Annotated in this window: 18 protein-coding genes and 1 pseudogene; 7 read left to right on the top strand and 12 right to left on the bottom strand. The window is 68.3% G+C overall.

Going from position 1 to position 21,604, the window contains the following annotated elements:
* Positions 1–180 precede the first annotated feature (180 nt).
* On the bottom strand, positions 181–1,140 hold the full coding sequence (locus tag WKC72_RS29055; protein WP_370180544.1) for an oxygenase MpaB family protein: 960 nt from the start codon (positions 1,138–1,140) through the stop codon (positions 181–183).
* Between the two features lie 53 nt (positions 1,141–1,193).
* Between WKC72_RS29055 and WKC72_RS29050 the strand changes: the two genes are divergently transcribed.
* Together WKC72_RS29050 and WKC72_RS29045 are read left to right on the top strand one after the other, a co-directional pair.
* The gene (locus WKC72_RS29050) at positions 1,194–1,772 is read left to right on the top strand and encodes a TetR/AcrR family transcriptional regulator (RefSeq protein WP_370184578.1); all 579 of its coding nucleotides are present in this window, start codon (positions 1,194–1,196) and stop codon (positions 1,770–1,772) included.
* A 7-nt stretch (positions 1,773–1,779) separates the two neighbouring features.
* Complete coding sequence (locus tag WKC72_RS29045; RefSeq protein WP_037244936.1) at positions 1,780–2,511, top strand: DUF1353 domain-containing protein; 732 nt, start codon at positions 1,780–1,782, stop codon at positions 2,509–2,511.
* On the opposite strand, the gene WKC72_RS29040 is transcribed toward WKC72_RS29045, so the two are convergent.
* The 4 genes from WKC72_RS29040 to istA form a co-directional block, all read right to left on the bottom strand.
* A complete protein-coding gene (locus tag WKC72_RS29040) occupies positions 2,508–3,257 on the bottom strand; it encodes a DNA-formamidopyrimidine glycosylase family protein (protein WP_112299272.1) in 750 nt (249 codons plus the stop codon). The two genes, WKC72_RS29045 and WKC72_RS29040, sit on opposite strands and share 4 nt — an antisense overlap.
* Before the next feature lies 1 nt (position 3,258).
* Positions 3,259–7,767: an ATP-dependent helicase gene (locus WKC72_RS29035; protein WP_370180543.1), complete on the bottom strand. Its 4,509-nt coding sequence runs from the start codon at positions 7,765–7,767 to the stop codon at positions 3,259–3,261.
* A 182-nt stretch (positions 7,768–7,949) separates the two neighbouring features.
* Positions 7,950–8,765 (bottom strand): ATP-binding protein, encoded by an 816-nt coding sequence (locus WKC72_RS29030; protein ID WP_370180542.1) that lies wholly within the window; start codon positions 8,763–8,765, stop codon positions 7,950–7,952.
* Positions 8,766–8,805: 40 nt separating this feature from the next.
* The gene (gene istA / locus WKC72_RS29025) at positions 8,806–10,500 is read right to left on the bottom strand and encodes an IS21 family transposase (RefSeq protein ID WP_370180541.1); all 1,695 of its coding nucleotides are present in this window, start codon (positions 10,498–10,500) and stop codon (positions 8,806–8,808) included.
* Positions 10,501–10,982: 482 nt separating this feature from the next.
* Here istA and WKC72_RS29020 point away from each other — a divergent pair, with 482 nt between their 5' ends.
* Complete coding sequence (locus WKC72_RS29020; RefSeq protein WP_370180540.1) at positions 10,983–12,467, top strand: DUF222 domain-containing protein; 1,485 nt, start codon at positions 10,983–10,985, stop codon at positions 12,465–12,467.
* 13 nt (positions 12,468–12,480) lie between these two features.
* Here WKC72_RS29020 and WKC72_RS29015 read toward each other — a convergent pair whose 3' ends face one another.
* The gene (locus WKC72_RS29015; protein WP_156046805.1) at positions 12,481–12,621 is read right to left on the bottom strand and encodes a hypothetical protein; all 141 of its coding nucleotides are present in this window, start codon (positions 12,619–12,621) and stop codon (positions 12,481–12,483) included.
* Between the two features lie 86 nt (positions 12,622–12,707).
* On the opposite strand from WKC72_RS29015, the gene WKC72_RS29010 reads away from it, so the two are divergent.
* Entirely contained in the window at positions 12,708–13,244 is a 537-nt protein-coding gene (locus WKC72_RS29010; protein WP_268790909.1) for a LiaF domain-containing protein, read from the top strand.
* On the opposite strand, the gene WKC72_RS29005 is transcribed toward WKC72_RS29010, so the two are convergent.
* A complete protein-coding gene (locus WKC72_RS29005) occupies positions 13,241–14,245 on the bottom strand; it encodes an acyl-CoA dehydrogenase family protein (protein ID WP_081792780.1) in 1,005 nt (334 codons plus the stop codon). The two genes, WKC72_RS29010 and WKC72_RS29005, sit on opposite strands and share 4 nt — an antisense overlap.
* A 30-nt stretch (positions 14,246–14,275) precedes the next feature.
* Positions 14,276–15,793 (bottom strand): aldehyde dehydrogenase family protein, encoded by a 1,518-nt coding sequence (locus WKC72_RS29000; protein ID WP_370180538.1) that lies wholly within the window; start codon positions 15,791–15,793, stop codon positions 14,276–14,278.
* A gap of 208 nt (positions 15,794–16,001) precedes the next feature.
* On the opposite strand from WKC72_RS29000, the gene WKC72_RS28995 reads away from it, so the two are divergent.
* The 3 genes from WKC72_RS28995 to WKC72_RS28985 all read left to right on the top strand — a co-directional run bounded on the left by WKC72_RS28995 (position 16,002) and on the right by WKC72_RS28985 (position 18,660).
* The gene (locus WKC72_RS28995) at positions 16,002–16,466 is read left to right on the top strand and encodes an Lrp/AsnC family transcriptional regulator (protein WP_037208656.1); all 465 of its coding nucleotides are present in this window, start codon (positions 16,002–16,004) and stop codon (positions 16,464–16,466) included.
* A 65-nt stretch (positions 16,467–16,531) separates the two neighbouring features.
* The gene (lat, locus tag WKC72_RS28990; protein ID WP_370180537.1) at positions 16,532–17,875 is read left to right on the top strand and encodes an L-lysine 6-transaminase; all 1,344 of its coding nucleotides are present in this window, start codon (positions 16,532–16,534) and stop codon (positions 17,873–17,875) included.
* Complete coding sequence (locus WKC72_RS28985; protein WP_112299279.1) at positions 17,872–18,660, top strand: tyrosine-protein phosphatase; 789 nt, start codon at positions 17,872–17,874, stop codon at positions 18,658–18,660. Before lat ends, WKC72_RS28985 begins: the two co-directional genes overlap by 4 nt.
* Here the strand turns inward: WKC72_RS28985 and WKC72_RS28980 are convergent.
* From WKC72_RS28980 to WKC72_RS28965, 4 genes and pseudogenes are all read right to left on the bottom strand, one after another.
* Positions 18,624–18,956 carry a VanZ family protein gene (locus WKC72_RS28980; protein WP_037244953.1) on the bottom strand — a complete coding sequence of 111 codons (333 nt, stop codon included), beginning with the start codon at positions 18,954–18,956 and terminating at the stop codon, positions 18,624–18,626. The genes WKC72_RS28985 and WKC72_RS28980 overlap by 37 nt on opposite strands.
* A gap of 2 nt (positions 18,957–18,958) precedes the next feature.
* Positions 18,959–19,297, bottom strand: a complete 339-nt coding sequence (locus WKC72_RS28975; protein WP_370180536.1) for a hypothetical protein — start codon at positions 19,295–19,297, stop codon at positions 18,959–18,961.
* Position 19,298: 1 nt separating this feature from the next.
* Entirely contained in the window at positions 19,299–19,715 is a 417-nt protein-coding gene (locus tag WKC72_RS28970; RefSeq protein WP_370180535.1) for a DUF1707 domain-containing protein, read from the bottom strand.
* Between the two features lie 68 nt (positions 19,716–19,783).
* Positions 19,784–21,569: pseudogene (locus WKC72_RS28965) on the bottom strand (biotin carboxylase N-terminal domain-containing protein).
* Positions 21,570–21,604 lie beyond the last annotated feature (35 nt).

Here is a 21,604-nt window from a genome sequence, read left to right as displayed (position 1 = left end):
CCGAGCATTCCACGCGCACGCGGTCAGCGAGTGTGGACGAGCGATTTCGGTGCGTGTGCGGCGACGACCCCGGAGAGCGCCATGACGACGAGGGCTGTGACAGCGATGAATTCCATGTGATTCAGCGTCGTCCCGGAACCCGTGAGCAGTGTGGGCGTTGTCTGTGAGCTCCCTGGGAACTCAGACTTTCGGGCTGTAGTGCTGGGGGTCGTCCCGCCGGCCGAGCGGCGGAAGATTGCGTCGGGGCGTGTGGACGAGCGGTGCGTGCGCGGGGGCGCGTCCGGTCTCGCGGTCCCAGCCTGCGCGGGCGCGCGGGTGGTAGCGGTATCGCCAGGGGACCAGACGGAAGACGGCGCCGATTGCGCGGCCGACGAGGGTGTGCAGGCGCTCGTCGCGTGTGGTCCAGCGGTAACCGAGGAGGTCGCGGACCGGTGGGTCGTACATGCCGACCGTCAGCCACACGAAGCCCTTCGCCACCGGGATCCGGAGAACCGCCCAGATCGGGTCGGGCAGCCAGGTCAGGAACGGGGGAACACCGAGACCGGACAGGTCGAGGACGTCCCGGGTGGCCTTGTTGTCCTCGAGCACGTTGCGGCACATGTGATCCCAGTACTCCTGGAATGCCTCCCAGGTTTCCGGGACGGGGCGCATGCTCATTCCGTACAGGCGGTACCACTGGATGTGCTCGGTGAACAGCCGGCGCTTCTGATCTTCGGTGAGGCCACCCATGAAGTGGTCGCCCGTGAGGATGGTCCCCATGAAGAACGTGGCGTGCGCCCAGTAGAACGTGTCGGGGTCGAGGGCGTGATACCTGCGGCCGTGTTTGTCGATTCCCTTGATGTTGTCGTGATACCCCCGAACCTGCTCCGCGGTCTGCTGGGCGCGGTCGCCGTCGAAGACGACGCCGCCGATCGGGTACAGCGACCGGTAGAGGCGCTCCCACCGCTCGTCGAAGAAGCGGGAGTGTTCCTCGACGCCCGCGCCGAGTCCGGGATGCATGTTCTGCATGGACCCGGCCCAGACACCCTGCAGCATTCCGCGCCAGTCGCCGAAATACTTCCAGGTCAACGAGTCGGGGCCGAGGGGGACGGGAGCGGAGGCCGGGACGGGCGTACCGTCCGCGTTCAAGTGACTACGCACGTTGTCAGACTAGGATCTGACAACACGCGTAGTCAAGGATTGGGGTGAGACGAGTGACGCTGGAGGACCGGCGGGAAGCGCGGCGGAATTCGCTGCTGCGTGCGGGCGTCGCGCTGCTCGGAGCCCCGGACGGGCCTGCGGTGAACGTGCGCGCGGTCTGCCGCGCCGCGGCGCTGACCGAACGGTACTTCTACGAGTCGTTCCGGGACCGGGACGAGTTCGTGCGCTCGGTCTACACCACCGTGGGCAACCAGGCGCAGGCCGCTCTCGTGGAGGCGGTGGCATCCACCGAGACCGCGCGGCAGCGCGCCGAAGCCGCCGTGGGCGCGTTCGTGAAACTGATGGTCGACGATCCCGCCATGGGCCGGGTGCTGCTCCTCGCACCGCTGTCCGAACTCGCGCTGAGCAGGCGCGGCATCGACCTGATGCCCGGCTTCGTGGCACTCGTGCACGACCAGCTGTCCGCCGTCGACGACGAGGTGGAGAAACAACTCGTCGCAGTCGGTGTGGTGGGCGCTCTCACGACGCTGTTCATCGGATATCTCGACGGAACCGTTGCCGCGTCGCGCGAGCAATTCGTCGCGCATTGCGTCACTCTGGTGGTGGAGGCAAACAAGGCCGGCCACGAGTGAGGTGCGCATGCCGTTCCAGGTATCCGTGGACGATCCGACTCGCCCGCAACCCGAACTTCGGGTACTCGACCGCAAGTTCTTCCAACTCGTCGGCGAGTTCGTCTACGTCCACGGCGACACGGTGGTGACGGTGCCCGGCTGCGCCCCCATGCCCTGCCTTCTCCGCACGGATCTGGCATCGATCCCCGCACCGCTGCAAGGCCTGCTCACCCCGTACGGTCGGCAGCTGCTTCCCGCGATCATGCACGACGACCTGTGCAAACGTGCGAGCGCGCAGGGACCGGAGGGAAACACGCTGCGACGGCACGCGGACGAACTGTTCCGGCTCGCCCTGCTCGACGAGGGCGTCGGACCGTTCCGCAGCCGCATCTTCTGGGTCGGCGTCGAGGTCGGCCGGTTCTGGACGTTCACCGACGTCGTCCGGTTCCTGCTCATCGCGCACCAGGTGCTCGGCATGCTGTGCTGGGTGGTGGGAGTGCCGTGGGCATTGGCGACCTCGCACTTCGGCCTGGCCGCGCTCCTTCTCGTGCTTCCGGTCGTGCTGTCGCTGGTGTGGCGCAGAGACTTTCCCGTCGCTCTGCTCGGGTGTCTTCTCCTGCCCGTCATCGCGCCGACATATCTGCTGACGATCGCCACGGCCGCGGTGCTGTGGGTGCCGGACGGTGCCGCGTGGTTGCTCGGCCGCCGACGGACTCGCAGACCGCCGCCGCTCGGGCCGCCGACCACGGTTCTCCGCTAACCCACGATCGGTGGTTGACAGTACGTGCAGAAGAAGATCTGCTGCTGACCGAGGTCGTGACCTTCGATCACCGTCCCGCAACGGCGGCAACGCTTTCCGGCACGCCCGTACACCCACGGCCGATGGCGGACGGAGTTGTTCTTGTCGATGTGAATCATGCGATGCGCGAGCGTGACCAGCGCGGGCAGGTCGGCCACGTCGCTCGACGGAGTGTAGGGGTGGACGCCGCGGAGGAAGCAGACCTCGTTGCGATAGACGTTGCCGAGACCGGCCAGGTTGCGCTGATCGACCAGGGCGAGACCGATGGGCTGGTCGCCGGCCTCCCGCAGGTTGCGGATCGCCGTGTCGGCGTCCCAGTCCGGTCCCAGCAGGTCGGGGCCGAGGTGGCCGACCGCGGACTCTTCGTCGTCACGCCCCAGGACCTCCGTGATGCCGAGCGAGAATCCGACCGCCACCCTGTCTTCGGTGGCGAGCACGATCCGGGCCTGGTGAGTGGGGCGGCGCCACTTCGTGTCCGGCGCGTAGATGTGCCACGCGCCCTCCATCTTCAGATGCGTGTGGATCGAGTAGTCACCGACCCGGATGAGGAGGTGCTTCCCGCGGCTGACCACCTCGTCGACGAGCTGGCCGGACAGGTCGACGGTGGCGTACCGCGGGACGCGCACGTCGCAGCGGGTCAGCACCTTGCCCTCGAGGGCGTCGCGAAGCGAGTTGGCGGTGCGCCAGACGGTGTCGCCTTCGGGCATCTCAGGCTCGCAACCGGAATCCGCGAGGGGTGGGCGAGAAACCGGCCTCGGTCAGGACCGGCGCGAAGTCGCTGCCGTGGATGGTGTCGCCATCGACCTTCTCGACCACGATCTTGTCGATTCCGCCGCGCTTGACCACACCGGCGAGCGTGACCGCCGCGGTGCGGAGCACGCCGGGGTCGTCGGTGAAGGTGAGGATCGTGCGCCCGCCGCGTTCGACGAACAGGATCAGTTCACCCTCCACGAGCACCACCAGGCCTCCGGCCTTGCGTCCCGGCCGGTGCGCGGGCGCGTCGTCGCCGCGTTTCGGCCAGGGCAGAGCCGCCCCGTACGGGTTGGCGGGATCGCTGGCGGCGAGAGTCACGGCGGGAAGAGTGGTGTGCCTGCCCTCGAGCGAGTCGGCGTAGCTCCGGAGTCGGTCCACCACGGGCGGAGTGGAGAATTGCGCACCGCCGAGCGACTCGACGAAATGTCCTCGCCGACAGCGGCCGTTGTCCTCGAACGTGCCCAGCACCTTGTACATCAGAGCGAATCCGCCGGGAACGTTCTCGGTCATCACGGACCCACGCGTCACCACCCCGTACCGCTCCAGGAGGAGTTCGGCCGTCGCGCTGGCACGCAGCGTGGCATCGGATTCGGCGGCGGGAAGGATCGACCACCTTCCCCCGACCGTGGGCGGTGCGGTGCGCACGGGAACCGTGAGGCTGCGGTACGCGCGGGCGCGCGGCGGTCGTCGCGGCGACCGGTGGCTCGTGGTGGTCCGGGACGTGTCCGACAGCAGGGCGCGGACCGGGGCGAGCGTGTCGTTGCCGATGTGGCCCAACCACACCAGATCCCACAATGCGGTGGCCAGCGCGGTGTCGTCGGACATCTCGAGGGTGTCCGCGAGTTGCCGGAAGAAGTACGCGCCGCCGCCCGACAGCGTGTCGAGCACCCGGCGCTGCACCTCCGACAGGTCCGATTCCGCGGGCGTGGTCAGCGTGAGCGGTGCGGTATCGGCGGGGTGGAGGCACACCCACCCGTCCTTCCCCGAGATGCTGCCCGCGCCCGACCACAGGACCTCGCCGGTGGAGGTGAGTTCGTCGAGCATGGCGGGGGAGTAGTCGGCCACGCGGGACGGCAGGATCAATGACTCGAGTGCGGAGGCGGGAACCGGGACACCGGCGAGTTGTTCCACCACCGTTGCGATGCCGTCGATGCCGCGCAGCGTGCCCCCGACGTGCTGCCAGCCCGGGAGGAAGCGCCCGAGCGTCGCGGTGCTGACCGGTTCGACCTCCTGACGCGCCGCGGCCAGCGAGCGCCTGCGGAGACGGCGGAGGACCTCGGCGTCGCACCATTCGCTTCCCGTCGCGCCGGGGCGGAACTCGCCCTCGACCACCCGCTTGCCCTGCGCGAGTCGCTGCAGGACGTCGCGGGCAACCGCGGAACCGAGGCCGAATCGGGCGGCGGCGTCGGTGATCGTGAACGGACCGTGGGTACGGGCATACCGGCTGATCAGGTCGGCGAGGGGATCGTCGACGGGTTCGATGAACGCGGCGGGAACACCGATGGGTAGCGGCACCCCGAGCCCGTCGCGCAGGCGTGCCGCATCCTCGATGGCCGTCCACCATTCGTGACCGGCGAACGACACGGCGAGCGCCCGTTTCGCGCGGACCAGTTCGTCGAGCCAGGGGAGGGGATCGCTGATCGACCGTGCGGTGATCTCGTCCGTGGTGAGCGGCCCCAGAAGACGCAGCAGGTCGGCGACGCCTTCGAGATCCTTCGCCTTGCGGTCGGGCAGCAGGCGCTGGAGTTCGAGTTCGGCGTGGGCGATGACGTCGGCGTCGAGCAGTTCGCGCAGTTCCACCCTGCCGAGCAGTTCCGCCAGCAGCGTCGAGTCCAGGGACAGTGCCGCTGCCCGGCGTTCGGCGAGTGGGCTGTCGCCCTCGTACATGAACTCGCCGACGTAGTTGAACAGCAGGGCGCCGGCGAACGGTGACGGCGACTGCGTCTCGACCTCGACGATGCGGATCTGGCGACGTGCGAGTCGGCGGAGCAGGTCCTTCAGGGCCGGTAGGTCGTACACGTCCTGCAGGCACTCGCGGACGGTCTCGAGCAGGATCGGGAACGTCGGATACCGGCGGGCCACGTCGAGCAGCTGGGCGGACCGCTGCCGCTGCTGCCAGAGCGGTGCACGCTTTCCCGGCGTGCGGCGCGGCAGCAGCAACGCCCGCGCCGCGCACTCACGGAACCGGGACGCGAACAACGCGGAACCGCCGACCTGTTCGGTGACGATGTCCTCGATCTCGTCGGTGTCGAAGACGAACAGGTCGGCGCCGGGCGGGGTGTCCTCGGTGTCGGGAAGACGCACGATGATGCCGTCGTCGGACGCCGTCGCGTTCGAGTCGAGGCCGTACCGCTCGCTCAGCCGCGCACTCACGGCCAGCGCCCAAGGAGCGTGAACGCGCTGACCGTACGGCGAGTGCAGGATCAGTCGCCAGTCGCCGAGCTCGTCACGGAACCGTTCGACCACCAGGGTGCGGTCGGTGGGGACCTGCCCGGTGGCGGTCTTCTGCTCGGCGACCAGCTGAACGAGATTGTTCGTCGCGTTCTCGTCGAGACCGCCGGTCCGGCAGCGTTCCTGGACCTCGGTCTCGTGCCCGAGTGAGATCTCCCGCAGGAACTGCCCCAGCGCTTCGCCCAGTTCCGCCGGCCGGCCCAGACCGTCACCGTGCCAGAACGGCAACCGCCCCGGCTGCCCGTAAGCGGGGCTGACCAGAACCCGGTCGAACGTGATCTCCTCGATCCGCCAACTGGTGGCCCCGAGCGCGAAGACGTCGCCGACCCGCGACTCGTACACCATCTCCTCGTCGAGTTCGCCGACGCGGGACGCCTTCTCACCGACCATGTACACCGTGAACAGACCGCGGTCGGGGATGGCTCCGCCCGAAGTGACGGCAAGCCGCTGCGCGCCGGGACGTCCCGTGAGCGTGTTGGCTTCGCGGTCCCAGACGAGGCGGGGCCTGAGCTCGGCGAACTCGTCGGACGGGTAGAGACCGGCGAGAAGGTCGAGGGTGGACTCGTACGCCGAGCGGGGCAGCGTCGCGAAGGAACCGCTGCGCCGGACCGTCTCGAACCAGTCGTCCACGTCGAGCGGCTCGAGGGCGGTGGCCGCCACCGTGTGCTGGGCGAGGATGTCGAGCGGATTGGCGGGGACGGCGAGCGCCTCGATCTTGCCGGTGACCATGCGCTCGACGGTGACGGCACAGTGCACGAGATCGGTGCGGTGCTTCGGGAACACGACACCCCGCGAGATCTCCCCGACCTGGTGTCCGGCGCGGCCGACCCGCTGCAGACCGTTCGCCACCGATGGGGGTGCCTCCACCTGGATCACCAGATCGACCGCGCCCATGTCGATTCCGAGTTCGAGGCTGCTCGTCGCGACAACGCACCGCAGTCGCCCCGACTTCAAGTCGTCCTCGATCAGGGCCCGCTGGTCCTTGCTGACCGACCCGTGGTGGGCGCGCGCGAGCAGGGGGTCCGCGCCGAAATTGACCTCGGACGGTGTGCCGATCTGCGAGGCCGGTTTCGGGTTCTTGTCGACGGCAGTTCCGGCGCGTTCTGCGTAGATCTCGTTGAGTCTCGCCGTCAGGCGCTCGGCGAGGCGCCGAGAGTTCGCGAACACGATGGACGACCGGTGCGCAAGGACGAGGTCGACGATCTGTTCCTCGACGTGCGGCCAGATCGACCCCGCCTGCGGGGTCGCCGACGCCGAACCCTCGGCGGGTTCGGCGAGGCCGAGTTCGGTCATGTCCTCGACCGGCACCTGCACGGTGAGGTCGAACGTCTTCGGCGACGGCGGCGCGACGATCCGGATGGGCGCCGAACCGGACAGGAACCGGCCCACCTCCTCGTGCGGCCGCACCGTCGCCGACAGCCCGATGCGCTGGGCCGGAGTGGCGAGAAGCTGGTCGAGGCGCTCGAGCGACAGGGCCAGGTGGGCGCCGCGCTTCGTGCCTGCCACCGCGTGCACCTCGTCGACGATGACGGTGTCCACCTGGGTCAGCGTCTCGCGTGCGGCGGACGTGAGCATGAGGAACAGCGACTCCGGGGTGGTGATGAGGATGTCGGGCGGATTCTTGATCAGGGCGCGCCGGTCGCCTGCCGGTGTGTCGCCGGAGCGGACGCCCACCGAGATCTCCGGCGGCGTGAGCCCGAGCCGCTTGGCCGTCTGCGTGATCCCGACGAGCGGGGCGCGCAGGTTGCGTTCGACGTCGACACCCAGGGCCTTGAGCGGGGAAATGTAGAGGACCTTGGTCTTGCGGTCCTTCCCGTCGGTGGCGGCGAGTTGGTCGAGGGACCACAGGAACGCGGACAGCGTCTTGCCAGAGCCGGTCGGGGCCACGACGAGAGTGTGCGCGCGGCTGGCGATCGACTCCCACGCACCGAGCTGCGCGGCCGTCGGCGCCGGGAAGGCACCGTCGAACCACTCACGGGTGGCAGCGGAGAACCTGCCCAGGACGTCGGTCACCGTTCCATAGTGCACCGGAGGTACGACAGGCAGCGGAAACATACCGAGCGGTCTCCGGAATCCCTAAGGTCTGGAAGGTTCACCCCCCCGACGGGGCACGGGCGATTGCGTCGGGACTCGCTGTCGCTTGCCAGGTTGATGGGACCACCTCGTTGCCACGAGCATGGGACCACCCGAAGGTGTCATCGAGCATCGACCTCGCCTTCTGAACTGTCAATGGCACCACGCCCGGGGCGGGTGCGTTGCCGGTAGGACGGGCCCTCGATGACGAGGGTGTGCGCCGCGGAGGTGAGCCGGTCGATCGCCGACTGCGCGAGCAGGGCATCGGTGGTCATCGACAGCCACTCATCAGGGGACCTATTTGAGGAGACGATCGTCGCCTTGCGACGATGGCGCTCCACGACCAACTCGTAGAAGTCGTTGGTCTCGGTGGCGTCCAGGGGGCGAAGCGCAAAATCGTCGAGGACCAGGAGATCGACGGTGGCGATGCGCCGCATCTCCGCCTCGACCGAGTTGTCGAGCCGGGCGGCGCGCAGACGGGCGAACAGCTTGTCGGCGCGGGCGCAGAGCACCGTCATCCGGCGCCGGATCGCGACGTGCCCGAGAGCGGTCGCCAGGTGCGTCTTGCCGACCCCGACCGGTCCCAGAACCAGAACCGAGTGGCCGGCCTCGGCGAACCGCAGCGAGACCAGATCTGAGAGCAGGGATCGGTCGTAGCGGAGGTCGTCGAGCGCGTTCCAGGTGTCGATTCGCATCGACTGATCCAGACCGGCTTTCGCCGACCGCAAAGCCGCCGAGCGTGATTCCCGCCGTGACACCTCGTCGGCGAGGAGCAGTTCCAGGAATGCGACGTGGCTGAGTTGGTGCTGGCGGGCCAGGGCGAGTCGCTCGGGCAGGGTGTCCTTGAGGGCGCCGAGTTTGAGGGCCTTGAGAAGGGTGATCAGGTCGGCGCCGATCGGATCGACCGGGCCGGAAATGGGTGCGGGTGGGGTGGTCATCGTGGCTCCTTCGGGTCGGTGTTGCCGCCGGCGATCACCGTCAGATGCCCGGTCCTCTCGGTGGCGACGCCGGTCCCGGCAGTGGCAGGGGTGGTCCTTTCGGTGGCAACGCCGGTCCCTGCAGTGGCGACAGTGGTCCCAGAAGTGGCGGGGCCGGTCCGGTCGGTGGCGAACTCGGCGGGGTCGCGGGGAAGAAGCGGGACGGGGCCGCCGACCCGGCGGCCGGCAGCAGCGGCGTGGTGGTCTCGGTGGCGCGTTCGAGCATCGAGGCGATCTTGCTCACCGACACCACATCCAGATCCAGCGCCGTGCTGCACGCAGCTTCGACCGGGCCGGGCCCGTAGCGGCGGACCAGTCCGAGCAGCCGGTAGACCGCCCGCATCCGGATCCAGGGCAGCGGATCGTCGAGCAGCCTTTCTGCGTAGATCCCGACGCCGCGGCCGTGCCCGGCGCAGGTGCCGATCAACCGGTCCAGGTCCCGCATCGCATACCCGACCTTCTCGGTGGGCAGGTCCTCCGGGTCGGTGCTGCGCCCACCGGCGGGCTGGCGCGGGTGCACCTTCACCAGGGTTCCGCGGGCGTAGAACTTCACCAGCGCACTGTCCGCCCGCACCTCGAGGATCGAGCCGATCCACTGTCCCGGGATCGAATACAACGCCTTGGCGACCTCGGCATGAAAGTCGCGGTGCACCTTGATCTGTTTGAAGATCGGCACGTCATAAGTTGGCGGGACGGGCAGCAGCATCGGCGCCTCGTCCGCGTCGAACACCTCGAGCGGGCGGGCGGCGGTGGTGCCGTGAGTCCGCATCCCGGCGGTGTCACGGCACCACGCTTCGGCCCGCCGTTGCGCCTCCGCTAGATCAGCGAATTCCTCACCGGCCCAGTAGTTCCCGCGTACATATTGAACGGCTCTTTCGACCCTAGGTTTGTCTTTCGGGGACCGGATCCGGGCCGGGTCCGTCACGAACCCGGTGTGCTGGGCGTAGTCCAGCCAGCCCTGCGACAGCCGCGGATTGACCGCGTCCGCCTCGGTGACCACCGCCTTCAGATTGTCCGGGATCAGGACCTTGAAGACACCGCCGAAGAAGGTCCACGCCGCTTCGCAGCCGGCGATCACCGCCGCCAGGGTCTGCGAGTACGTCAGCCACACGAACATGTGCCGCGAATACACGGCGGTGAAGATCAGTGCGTGCACCTTGCGGCGCCGACCGGTCTCCGGGTCGGTCAGATAGCCGAGGTAGCCGAAGTCGATCTGGCATTCGCTGCCGGGATCGCCATCGACGACCCGGACGGTGGTGTCCCTGCGGCCGAAACCGCACCGCTCGGTGGCGAATCGGTGCAACGTCCGATACGGCACCACACAGCCCTGACGGGCCAGCAGCGTGTCGATCTTGGTGATCGTCAGCGGCGGATGGTTCCCGTCGCCGGCCACCCACGCGGTGATCTGGTCCTCGAACCCCAACAGCCGATCCCAGGCGGACCCGTGCCCGCTCGGTCGGGCCGGGCGCACCGCCTCGATCACCGCACCGATCAGCCCGTCGTCGAGCGCCTCGACCCCGTCGGTGCGCTGCAGCCCCGCGGCCTGGGCGGCCTCGACATACCGCCGGGCGGTCTTGCGGTCCACCCCGCAGTGCGCCGCGATCGTGCGCAGCCCCGGTGGCCGCGACCCGGGCACCCCGAGCCAGACCCGGAGCACTTCCTTGACTTCGTTCACGTTGACCTCCCGAAAAGCCATGCCCGTCCGCCTTCGTGACCGGGGAAACCGACACGACGATCAAACGAGCGATCCGGCGGGACTTCGGCGCGACGCGCCGGGTGGTCCCATGACTGGCAATCCGAGTGGTCCCATGAGGGTGGCAGAAATCAAGTCAGACCGGTCCCATGCTCATGGCAGGCGACAGACTCGCGTCGTTCCTGTTCTCGGTCGGCGCTGGAATGCCGACGGCGGTCACCTCGATACTCAGTGGTTCGATTCCGCGGAGGCACTGTCTGGCGCGCGGTGAACGGCCGTACTCGTCGACATGGCCGTGCAATCGACGGGGAACTCGTCGGTGAAGTGCCGCCGATTCCGGTGTGGGGCCGGTGGTGCGAGACCGCTCCTCCCGGCCACACCACTACCCGCGCCGCACCGCGTGGCGAACGGCGGCCTGCCAGTCCTCGCCTACTTCACGCTCCCACGCCGGCGAACGTGTCGGTGGGGCGCAGTATGGTTCGCACATGAGTTCGACCGGGGGGTTGGCGGCAGGTCAGGTGATGGAACACCTCACTGCGTTGGACGCTGCCGTGTCAGGCCTGCTCGACGCAGACCTCAGCGGTGTGTCGGATTCTGATGTGGTGCTGATCATGCAGCAGCTCGAGAAGTCCCTCCGCCGCGCCGGTTCGGTCTCGCTGCGACTGATCGTCGAGAGTGTCGAACGCTCGTTGCCCGCGACGCTCGGCTACAACTCACCGAACAAGCTCCTGATCGCGGTACTCCGCGTCTCGGCGGCGGACGCCTCTGCTCGGGTAGCGTCGGCCCGCGACCTCGGTCTGCTTCATACAACCTCGGGCGAGCAGATGGAGGCAGCGCTGCCGGAAACCGCCGCCGCGCAACGGGATGGCGACATCGGCGCCGACCATGCGCGCGCCGTCCGGAAGATCATGCGAAAGATCCCGCTTGCGGTCGACAATGCCGATGTCGCATTGGCGGAGTCGATTCTGGCGCAGTGTGCGCGAGGCGGTACGCCCGAAGATGTCGAGAGTGCCGGCCACCGCCTCCTTGCTCATCTCAATCCCGACGGAAACCTGGGTGACGACCGTGATCGTTCCCGACGGCGTGGTGTTTCGTTGGGCCGTCAAGATTCCGAACTGATGTCCAAGATCTCCGGTGAACTCGACCCCACTGCGCGTGCTCTGCTCGACCCGATCCTCGCGAAATGGGCTCGCCCCGGCATGAACAACCCGGACGACCCGGAGTCACCCTGCGGCGACGCCGAGAATCCGTCGATCGACCGTGAAGCACTGGTAGCGGCGGCAGCGCGCGACAACCGCACCGCTGCGCAGCGAAACCACGACGCCCTCAGTGCGATGTTCCGGGTCATGCTCGAATCCGGGATCCTAGGTCAGCATCGAGGTCTGCCCGTCACGGCGATCATCACCATGACCCTCGACCAACTCGAGAAGGCAGCCGGCGGTGTGGCCACCACTGCGACCGGCGGACTCCTTCCGGTCGATGACGCGCTGAAACTCGCCGAACGCGCTCACCCGGTGCTCGTCCTGTTCGACCACGACGGCCGGCCCCTGCATCTGGGCCGGCGCCGGCGAGTGGCGAGCGCGGATCAACGCCTCGCTCTCATCGCTGCCGAAGGCGGATGCACACGACCGGGTTGCGCGACCCCGGCCAGCATGTGCGCGGTGCACCACGTGCAGGAGTGGCGCAAGGGCGGACACACCGACATCGACTCACTGACGCTCGTGTGCGATGCCTGCCACGCCCAGGTCCACGACGGGCCTGCAGGCTGGGCGACCACCAGCGCGCCACCCGGTGACACGTACGCGGGACGCACCGAATGGATTCCGCCACCGCACATAGACCCGGACAGAAGACCGCGAATCAATCACCGACACCACGCCGGTGAGCTGATCGGTCGCGCTTGCCGGAAAGCCCGCGACCGGGCACGAGCCGGGGACAGAGTGCCCCTAGCCGAGGACGGAGTGCCCTAGTCGGGGTTTGGCCTCACACTGTCGTGAGATCCGCGGCCGCCGGAACGAACGACGGCGACGGCAACTCGACGGTGGCGGGTTCGTGCTCGGAGACCACCACATAGGCGCCCACGGCGAGTAGCGCCAGAGCAACTGCGCGGAAAATCCTGAACACGTTGTCTCGCTTCGGTCGAAGGGGCGGTGCGTCACGGGTGGAGCTGTCAGACAGTAGACGAGGGCACCGACAGCTACGGTGGAGCCATGACTGCTGCAGGGGACAGCCACGAACTCGACCGACTCCGCGAGGCTGCACAAGCCCGCCTCGAGAAGGGGGTGGGGGACGGAAAGCTGACATTGGAGGAGTATTCGGAGCAAGCCGCGATCGTCTGGTCACGCGACGTCGACGTCGAGCGTCTTCGGCGGCTGGTGCCCGTCGAGGCACCGACGGCACCGGTGTCGCGACCTCAGTCCACCATCGTCGGAATCTTCGGCGACACCAAGCGGTCCGGCCGCTGGTCGCTCGCCGTGAAGACGTTGGCCCTGCTCGTGTTCGGGGACGTGAAGCTCGACCTCCGGTCGGCCGTGATCGGCGCCCGCACGTCGACGATCACGCTCGTCACACTGTTCGGTGACAGCACGATCACCGTTCCGGAGGGCGTGCACGTCGAGGTGGGTGGTTTCGACCTCTTCGGCGATCGCGAACTCGATGCCGGTGCACAGGATCCCGGGCCCGGGGCGCCGACGATCCGCATCGTGTCGTACTCGCTGTTCGGTGACCTGAGGGTCCGCACCCGCTAGTCGCGGCCGAGGCGCTCCAGCAACGCCGACTTGATCGCCGGACGTCCCGCTGCGACGAGTGTGAAGGTGGCTTCACGCATCAGTCGTTCCGCGGTGTTCCCGGCGAGCAGTGACGAACTGCCCTTCGCCGTGACGAGGGCAGTGGCGGTGCGGATGGCGAGTTCCGAAGCGCGGGCCCGTGCTTCGGCGATCTCCGCCCGGCCTTCGAGCGCGGCGTTGAGGTCGAGGCGTGCCCGGGCGGCCTGCTCCTCGAACGGGTCGGCGTCGACGCCGAGAGCCTCCAGTTCGCTGATCGCCCGGCGGGTGATCCCCATCGCCATGCACCCGTTGATCCACGACCCGAACAGCTGGCTCTTCGCGAAATCCTCGGAGGAGACGACGGCGCTCACCAGATCCCGTGGCACGGCGAGCCCGTCGAATTTCAACCGGACCGTGTTGGACCCGCGCGCGGCGATCAGCGGGAGTTCCTCGGCGGTGAGTCCCCGAAGTGGTTGCGCGGGAATGATGACATGCACGATGGAGTCGTCGAACTCGTCGCGCGCCGACACCTGGAGCAGATCGACGATGCCCCAGCCGGTGACGAACGGTGACACCCCGTCGAGCACATAGCCGTCGTCGACGCTGCGTGCCCACAGTGTGGGCGGGACGGGTATCGCTCCGGCCAGTGCGACACCGGCCCGAACGGTCCCGTCGATGAGCCCGTCGAGATAGCGATCCTGCAGGGCCGTGTTCGGGGAACCGGCGAGACCGGCGACGACGCCGTGGTGCTGCATCCACGTGAAGGCCGTCGCGAGGCAGCCGCCGCACAACGTCTCCATCACGTCGACCAGCACCGACGGCGTCACACCCTCTTCGCCCGGTGCCGCGAGTCCGTAGAAGCCGTCGGCGGCGAGAGTCTCGAAGTGACTGTCGGGAATCTCGCCGTCGGCATCGACGCTGTCGGCCACCGGGAACAACACGTTCTCGGCAATCTCACGCGCCATCTCGGTCCAGTTGCTCACGCCCCGAGAGTAGCCGGTCGCCGCCGCCGATCAGGTGAACTCCACCCCCTGCGCGAGCGGGAGTCGATCGGAGTAGTTGACAGTGTTCGTCGCGCGACGCATGTAGGCCTTCCATGCGTCGGACCCGGATTCGCGTCCGCCACCCGTCTCCTTCTCGCCGCCGAATGCGCCGCCGATCTCCGCCCCCGACGTGCCGATGTTGACGTTCGCGATGCCGCAGTCGGAACCGTCTGCCGCGAGGAACCTCTCGGCCTCACGCTGATCGGTGGTGAAGATCGACGACGAGAGGCCTTGGGGCACTTCGTTGTGCAACGCGATCGCCTGGTCGTAGTCGTCGTAGGTGAGGACATAGAGGATCGGTGCGAACGTCTCCTCCTGGACCACCGACGTCTGCGCGGGCATCCGGACGAGGGCGGGCGAGACGTAGTAGGCGGAGTCGCCGCCCCCACTGCGTTCGCCGCCGCAGACGACGGTCCCGCCGTCGGCGCGGGCCTTGTCCAACGCGGTCTGCATGGCCTCGAACGCGGATCGGTTCACCAACGGGCCGACGAGGACGCCGTCGTCGAACGGATTTCCGACCTTCAGCTGGCCGTACGCCGAAGAGATGCGCTGCACCAGTTCGTCGGCGACGGACGAGTGCACGATCAGCCGCCGCAGGGACGTGCAGCGCTGGCCTGCGGTGCCCGCGGCGGAGAAGACGATTCCCCGCACGGCCAGATCGAGATCGGCGGACGGGGCCACCACCGCTGCATTGTTGCCGCCCAGTTCGAGCAGGCATCTGCCGAAGCGCGCGGCGACGCGCGGACCCACGGCGCGACCCATCCGCACAGATCCGGTGGCGCTGACCAGCGCCACGCGTGCGTCGTCGACGAGACGCTCACCGACATCCCCCGCACCCTGGACCAGGGCGTGGATCCCGGCGGGTGCGCCGACGTCGCGGGCAGCGCGCGCCAGCAGTGCATCACAGGCGATGGCCGTGAGCGGAGTCCGGTCCGACGGCTTCCACACCACCGTGTCGCCGCAGACCAGCGCGACGGCGGTGTTCCACGACCACACGGCCACGGGGAAGTTGAAGGCGGAGATCACGCCGACAACTCCCAGCGGGTGCCACGTCTCCATCAGCCGGTGTCCCGGACGTTCCGACGCCATCGTCCTGCCGTACAACTGGCGTGACAGACCGACCGCGAATTCGCAGATGTCGATCATCTCCTGCACTTCGCCCTGCGCCTCGGACGGAATCTTGCCCGCCTCGAGGGTGACCAGTTCCGCCAGACCCGTCTTGTGTTCCGTCAGAAGCTGACCCAGGCGACGCACCACGGCGCCGCGCTGGGGGGCGGGGACGGAACGCCACTCGAGAAAGGCGTCGTGCGCCGCGGTGATCGCCCGGTCCACGTCGTCCGCGCTACTCGCGGTCACCGTGCGCAGTTCGGTCCCGGTGATCGGTGTGCGCGCGACGAGCGGTCCACCGGCGTCGGTGATCTCGGCACCACACCTGATCAGCGCTTCCTCGGCGCGGCGGCACAACTCCTCGGGGGCGGGAAGGTTCACGATGCTGTCCTCTCTCGGGTTCGATCCTGCTGTCGGTAGAGCGTGAACGGGTCGTGCACGGGCCGGCCGAGTGTCTCGGCGAGGCGCGGTCGGTGGGTGAAGTACGCCGGCGCCCTCGTCTCGCGTTCGGCTTCCGCGCTCGGGCAACACGGGCGGGGAGCTCTGACGTTTCGACCATGAGGCACCTCCGCTGGGCTAGCCTGCGCTGGTGGTGGAATCTTTTCGTAGCGACGCACCCCATACTCCTCTCGACGACATCGATCGGGTACTGATGCAGGAGCTGGTGGCCGACGGCCGGGCGACTCTGGCGACACTCGCCGAGAAGGCGGGGCTGTCGATCTCCGCTGTGCAGTCCAGGGTGCGCAGGCTCGAGGCCCGCAAAGTGATCCGCGGGTACACCGCGAAGATCGATCCGGATGCGCTCGGGCACGGTCTGTCCGCATTCGTCGCGATCACCCCTCTCGATCCGTCGCAGCCCGACGATGCGCCCGCCCGGTTGCGGAACCTCCCCGCGATCGAAGCGTGTCACTCGGTCGCGGGGGAGGAGAGCTACGTGCTGCTGGTGCGCGTCGCCTCCCCACGGGAGCTGGAACACCTGCTGCAGGAGATCCGTGCCACCGCCAACGTACACACGCGCAGCACCATCATCTTGCAAACATTTTACGACAGGTGAGCTCTGTTCCGGATATGTTGCCGAATCGTCGCCGGTTCACAGGAATTTTGACGTAATCTCTCGGTATGAGCACAGCGATTCGATTTACCGGAGATGGGGGCGAGCTGCCGGCGAGCCAGGTGCACGACGTGCTGCGCGAGCGCATTCTGGTCGACGGTTTCGACCTGGTGCTCGACCTGGAACGCTCACGCGGTACGCATCTCGTCGACCAGCGAGACGGCACCAGCTACCTGGACATGTTCGGGTTCTTCGCCTCGTCGGCGCTGGGGATGAACCACCCGGAACTGGCGGACGACGACGCCTTTCGCCGGGAACTGGCAGCGGCGGCGGTCAACAAACCGAGCAACTCCGACATCTATACCGTCCCGATGGCACGGTTCGTCGAGACGTTCGCCCGGGTGCTGGGCGATCCCGCTCTGCCGCATCTCTTCTTCATCGACGGTGGAGCACTCGCCGTCGAGAACGCTCTGAAGGTGGCGTTCGACTGGAAGAGCAGGCTCAACGAGAGCCGGGGCCTCGACCCGTCGCTCGGCACGAAGGTGCTCCATCTGACCGAGGCGTTCCACGGGCGCAGTGGATACACCATGTCGCTCACCAACACCGAGCCCGGCAAGGTGGCGCGGTACCCCAAGTTCGACTGGCCGCGCATCGACTCCCCGTACCTCGCGGACGGCCGGGACGTCGAAGACGCCGAGCGCCGCGCACTGGACCAGGCGCGGCGCGCGTTCGCCGAGAACCCCTCGGACGTGGCGTGTTTCATCGCCGAACCGATCCAGGGTGAGGGCGGCGACCACCATTTCCGCCCGGAGTTCTTCCAGGCGATGGAGGCGCTCTGCCGTGAGAACGACGCCCTCTTCATTTTCGACGAGGTGCAGACCGGGTGCGGTCTCACCGGCACCGCCTGGGCGTACCAGCAAATGGGAGTGCACCCGGACGTCGTCGCGTTCGGCAAGAAGACTCAGGTCTGCGGAATCATGGCCGGCGGCAGGGTGGACGACATCCCCGACAACGTGTTCGCCGTCAGCTCGCGGATCAACTCCACCTGGGGTGGCAACCTCACCGACATGGTGCGGTCCCGCCGGATCCTGGAGATCGTCGAGGAGGACAGGCTCGTCGACCGAGCCCGCATGACCGGGGCGCATCTCCTCGAGCGACTGCGGGAACTCGCACGAGCGAACGCCGAGGTGACCGAGCCGCGGGGACGTGGCCTCATGTGCGCGATCACGCTCCCCACCCCGCAGCGGCGGGACCGCGTCGTCGCCGAACTCAGGGAGCGTGAGCGGGTGCTGATCCTGCCGACCGGCAAGCGCGGGATCAGGTTCCGCCCACCTCTGACGGTGACGACCGCCGAACTCGACGCCGCCGTGGATGCACTGGCCCGAGTGCTGGGCGGTACCGTCGACGCATGACGCCGATACCGCTCACGTCCGTGCCCAATCTGCGAGACGTCGGTGGCTACCGAACCCGGGACGGCGCGAAAGTGCGCACCGGCGTGTACTTCCGTTCGACGGATCTCAGCCGGGTCGTGGACACGGACATGCCGCTGCTCGACGGCCTCGGGATCCGGACGGTGTACGACCTGCGCACCGCGGACGAGCGTGACGCGGCGCCCGACAAACTCCCGGACGGGGCCCGCGCGGTCGCGTTGGACGTCCTCGCCGACAAGGGGATCCGATCGATCCCCGCGCAGATGCTCCAGGTCATCGCCGACCCGATGATCGCCGAACGGGAACTCGGCGGCGGACGCGCAATCGACTACTTCGAGGGCAGCTACCGCGACTTCGTCGTGATGCCCAGCGCGGTCTCCTCGTACCGGGAATTGTTCGGCGGCCTGGCCTCGAACGGCAACACGCCCGCCCTCGTGCACTGCACCACCGGCAAGGACCGGACGGGTTGGGCCACGGCGGCGCTACTGCTGCTCCTCGGAGTCGGCGAGGACGACGTGTTCCACGACTACCTGCTGACCAACGAACTCCTGCTTCCGTCGTTCGCGGGCGTGTTCGAGAAATTCGTCGACGCGGGTGGAGATCCGGCGTTGCTCGAGCCCGTGCTCGGAGTCCGTGAGCAGTACCTGGAAGTGTCCCTGGCCACCATGCGCGAGAAGTACGGGACCGTCGAGCGGTACTTCTCGGACGGCCTCGGCCTCGACACCGGGGTTCAGACGTTGCTGCGGGAGCGCATGATCGCGGACTGAGCGGCCAACCCGATCGCCACACCCACCATGTCGGCGCAGAGATCCCAGACCGATCCGTGCCTGCCGATCGGCAGCACGCCCTGCAGTATCTCGGTGATCACCGCGAACGCCGCGAGCCAGAGCACGGTGATCCGTGGCGTCAGGAGCGCATACCGGGAGGCCGCCGCCAGCGCCGCGAACAGCAGGGCGTGCACCACCTTGTCGGCATGCTCGGGACCCGACGGCGTCGCGGACGCAGGGGACAGCAGCATGACCAGTGCCAGCACGGTGAGGGCCGCCACCGGAACGGATCGCATATTCACCGCTGGACCGTGAACCCCAGTGCGCCCTCCGCAAACCGTTGCACCGCATCCGATCCGCTCGCGAGCGCGTCCTCGTGGCCGGCCCGCGCCCAGCCGGTGAGGGTCGCGGAGTCCCCGGACGGAGTGAGCCCCACCTCGGCGAGCAGTTCGCCGGTGTTGGGCTGGCAGATCGCCCACGAGTAGTGCTCGTCGTTCAGCCACTGCGTCGTGCGGCGGGCGACGTACTCGGGTTCGGCGATTCCACCGTCCGCGAGCGCCGGACGATCGTCGACCCGGTCGTCGGCGCGCAGCGCGCGCAGGTACCAGCCACCCGCATTGACCTCGACAGGTTCCACGTCAGCGGTCCCGGTCCCGGTCGCGGCGGCGATCTCGGCCGTGGCGGTCGTCGCGGGTGCCGAACAGGATGGCGCCGGCGGCCGGGATCATCAGGAAGAACAACCAGCTGTTGTCGACCGGGACGACGAAGAACAGCACGAGGGCGACGAGCGGGATCACCGACATCACGATGCGACGCCAGTTCTGGTCGTTGTCGGTGCCGGCCGATTCGGCTTTGGCGGGCGTGCCGACCGTGGTCGCGGGGAGGTCGGTGAACACTCGATCGAGCTCGCCGCGGGTGGTGGCATTCGTGACCGCGAGACTGCGTTCGTCGAACTCGGGGACCGTCAAACGGCCCGCCGCGAAATGTTCGCTCAGCAAGTTCAGGGCCTGCTCACGTTCGGCAGTGCCGATACGGATCTCGGGAACGTCAGACATGCGTACAGACTACTGTGAGTCCTTCTCGACCCCGGGGGTCGAGAAGGACTCACGAGTGGTGCAGGCGCCTATTTCAGTTCGGCGAGGACGGTGCCCTGGGTGATGGCGGCGCCGGGTTCGACGGCGAGGCCGGTGACGGTGCCGGCCTTGTGGGCGTTGACGGGGTTTTCCATCTTCATGGCCTCGAGGACGGCGATGAGGTCGCCTTCGGCGACTTGCTGGCCTTCTTCGACGGCGACCTTGACGACGGTGCCCTGCATGGGGGCGGTGACGGCGTCACCGGAGGCGGCGCCGCCGTGGGCGCCGCCGCGGGTGCGGGCCTTGGGCTTCTTGCGGATCGCCCCGGCCGGGGCTGGGCCGGTGCCGAGGGTGAATTGTCCGGGCAGGGACACCTCGACGCGGCGGCCGCCGACCTCGACGACGACGTTCTGCCGGGGCAGGGTTTCGTCCTCGTCGATCGGCTGGGTGCCGGTGAACGGTTCGATCTGGTTGTCCCATTCGGTTTCGATCCACTTGGTGTAGACGTCGAAGCCGGTGCCGTCGCCGATGAAGGCGGGGTCGGAGACGATGGCCCGGTGGAAGGGGATGACGGTGGCCAGTCCCTCGACCTGGAATTCGGCGAGGGCGCGGCGGGCGCGGGCGAGGGCCTCGTCGCGGGTGGCGCCGGTGACGATCAGTTTGGCGAGCATGGAGTCGAACTGGCCGCCGATCACACTGCCGGTTTCGACGCCGGAGTCCATTCGCACGCCGGGGCCGGTGGGCGGGATGAACGTGGTGACCGGGCCGGGGGCGGGCAGGAAGCCGCGGCCGGCGTCCTCGCCGTTGATGCGGAATTCGAAGGAGTGCCCGCGGGGGGTGGGGTCCTCGGTGAGGTCGAGGTGTTCGCCGTTGGCGATCTTGAACTGCTGCAGGACCAGGTCGATGCCGGCGGTTTCCTCGGTGACGGGGTGTTCGACCTGCAGGCGGGTGTTGACCTCGAGGAAGGAGACGGTGTCGCCCTGGACGAGGTATTCGACGGTGCCGGCGCCGTAGTAGCCGGCCTCTTTGCAGATGGCCTTGGCGGAGGTGTGGATGCGGTGGCGTTGGTCGTCGGTGAGGAACGGGGCGGGGGCCTCCTCGACGAGTTTCTGGAAGCGGCGTTGCAGGGAGCAGTCGCGGGTGCCGGCGACGATGACGTTGCCGTGCTGGTCGGCGATGACCTGGGCTTCGACGTGGCGGGCCTTGTCCAGATACTGTTCGACGAAGCTCGCCGCGGCCGAACGCGGCGACGGCCTCGCGGGTGGCGGAGTCGAACAGTTCGGGGATTTCCTCGATGGTGTGGGCGACCTTCATGCCGCGCCCGCCGCCGCCGAACGCGGCCTTGATGGCGACGGGGACCCCGTATTCCTTGGCGAAGGCGACGACCTCGTCGGCGTTCTTGACGGGGTCCTTGGTGCCGGCGGCCATCGGGGCCTTGGCTTTTTCGGCGATGTGGCGGGCGGTGACCTTGTCGCCGAGGTCGCGGATCGATTGCGGGGAGGGGCCGATCCAGATCAGGCCGGCGTCGATCACGGCCTGGGCGAAGTCGGCGTTCTCGGAGAGGAAGCCGTAGCCGGGGTGGATGGCGTCGGCGCCGGACTTGGTGGCGGCGTCCAAAATTTTGTCGAAGACGAGGTAGGACTCGGCGGAGGTCTGTCCGCCGAGGGCGAAGGCTTCGTCGGCCAGGCGCACGAACGGGGCGTCGGCGTCGGGTTCGGCGTAGACGGCGACGCTGGCCAGGCCGGCATCGGCTGCGGCCCGGATCACCCGCACTGCAATCTCACCGCGGTTCGCGACGAGCACCTTCGTGATGTGCGCGCTGGCATGACTGGGCACTGAGCCTCCTGTGGTTCGCATGTTCTGTCTCCGCG

It is taken from the genome of Rhodococcus wratislaviensis, from assembly GCF_041228765.1.
Lineage (GTDB): Bacteria > Actinomycetota > Actinomycetes > Mycobacteriales > Mycobacteriaceae > Rhodococcus_F > Rhodococcus_F wratislaviensis.
Note: the sequence above shows the minus strand (reverse complement) of the source record. Positions and strands in the feature narration are given on the sequence as shown.

What these genes read in the sequence shown, in the direction of transcription:
- WKC72_RS29045 (WP_037244936.1), top strand. Translation starts at nt 1,780, where the DNA reads ATGCCGTTCCAGGTATCCGTGGACGATCCGACTCGCCCGCAACCCGAA.
- WKC72_RS29040 (WP_112299272.1), bottom strand. Translation starts at nt 3,257, where the DNA reads ATGCCCGAAGGCGACACCGTCTGGCGCACCGCCAACTCGCTTCGCGAC.
- WKC72_RS29030 (WP_370180542.1), bottom strand. Translation starts at nt 8,765, where the DNA reads ATGACCACCCCACCCGCACCCATTTCCGGCCCGGTCGATCCGATCGGC.
- istA (WP_370180541.1), bottom strand. Translation starts at nt 10,500, where the DNA reads ATGGCTTTTCGGGAGGTCAACGTGAACGAAGTCAAGGAAGTGCTCCGG.
- WKC72_RS29020 (WP_370180540.1), top strand. Translation starts at nt 10,983, where the DNA reads ATGAGTTCGACCGGGGGGTTGGCGGCAGGTCAGGTGATGGAACACCTC.
- WKC72_RS29010 (WP_268790909.1), top strand. Translation starts at nt 12,708, where the DNA reads ATGACTGCTGCAGGGGACAGCCACGAACTCGACCGACTCCGCGAGGCT.
- lat (WP_370180537.1), top strand. Translation starts at nt 16,532, where the DNA reads ATGAGCACAGCGATTCGATTTACCGGAGATGGGGGCGAGCTGCCGGCG.
- WKC72_RS28985 (WP_112299279.1), top strand. Translation starts at nt 17,872, where the DNA reads ATGACGCCGATACCGCTCACGTCCGTGCCCAATCTGCGAGACGTCGGT.
- WKC72_RS28980 (WP_037244953.1), bottom strand. Translation starts at nt 18,956, where the DNA reads ATGCGATCCGTTCCGGTGGCGGCCCTCACCGTGCTGGCACTGGTCATG.
- WKC72_RS28970 (WP_370180535.1), bottom strand. Translation starts at nt 19,715, where the DNA reads ATGTCTGACGTTCCCGAGATCCGTATCGGCACTGCCGAACGTGAGCAG.